This is a genomic window from Polaromonas sp. P3_C2, from assembly GCF_056402675.1.
This window is the reverse complement of the sequence record NZ_JBFUGX010001021.1, coordinates 1-1,033: the sequence shown is the minus strand read 5'-3', so window position 1 is coordinate 1,033 and position 1,033 is coordinate 1. Positions and strand designations below refer to the sequence as shown.

Genomic DNA, 1,033 nt, shown 5'->3' with positions numbered 1-1,033 from the left:
GGATTCGGGCGCGCCTTCTCTACCAATATAAAAACCGCCTGTTGCTGCTCAACCAGCTCCTGCTGCGTCAGGTGGATAAACGATTGGGACTGCATTTTTTTGCCGAATTTCAGTGCTGGACCCAGCACCAGCAAAGGTTTTCGCTCATCCGTAGAGGCAGGGTTGAACCGGTGTTGAAGCGGCTTTTTAAACCGGTTAACGACAGCCGAGAAAATTTCGTCGTCGCTAAAGTTTTGATTCTGCAGCTCCAAAGCCCAGACAGGGTTTGCAGCACATAGCAGCAGAGCAGCCAGTAATCGGTGTGTTTTCAAATCCATCATCATTGAACGGTTGTGATTGTTGGACCGCATCATGGCATGGCAAAGCCGGAGTTCTTTCCATACTGCACATGCGGGCATGAGCAAACATCGTGCCCAGCTTGGTGCGTGGCCGGGACTGTATCAACCCAAAATCGGTACTGAAGCGGGCTGGACGGAGCGGCTTGCCCCAGGTTCGCCCCMAAACGGGCTGCTTTTTTTGATTCCCTGTAAAGTCCAAGGCATGCTTACGATTTCTGGAGGCGCCGCGCACCTCTCGCCGCGGCCGGTCGCCGCCTTTGCCCTGACAGTGATGATCTTGCTCGTGGCCTGTAGCCCCGCGCTGAACTGGCGCGAAGTGCGGCCCGAGGGCACGCGCCTGGCGCTGCTTTTGCCCTGCAAGCCCGACAAAGCCGAAAAAGTGGTTCCACTGGGTGGCCCGGCAACTACCTTGCGCATGCTGGGTTGTGATGCCGGCGGCGCCACCTTTGCCGTGGCGGTGGCCGACCTCGGCGACGCGTCAAAAGCGGCGCCCGTGCTCGCACAGTGGCAAAGCCTCACGCTGGCGAACATGAAGGCCGGGCCTGCGCCGCAGGTGTCACCGCTCAAGTTACCCGGCGCTGCCACGCTGCCGCCAGCCTCGCTGGTCAAGGCCGATGGGCAGGGTCCCGACGGCAAACCGGTGAGCGGGCAGGCCGCCTACTTTGTGCAAGGCCCGCAGGTGTTCCAGGTGGTGA

The 1,033-nt window shown here is 59.8% G+C and carries 2 protein-coding genes; one reads left to right on the top strand and one right to left on the bottom strand.

The features are described from left to right. The coding region (locus AC1DWI_RS24290; protein WP_477726061.1) for a hypothetical protein at nucleotides 1-323 on the bottom strand (323 nt) is incomplete at its 3' end. Nucleotides 324-540: 217 nt separating this feature from the next. Between AC1DWI_RS24290 and AC1DWI_RS24285 the strand changes: the two genes are divergently transcribed. Next, nucleotides 541-1,033: hypothetical protein (locus tag AC1DWI_RS24285; RefSeq protein ID WP_477726060.1), on the top strand; the 493-nt coding region annotated here is incomplete at its 3' end.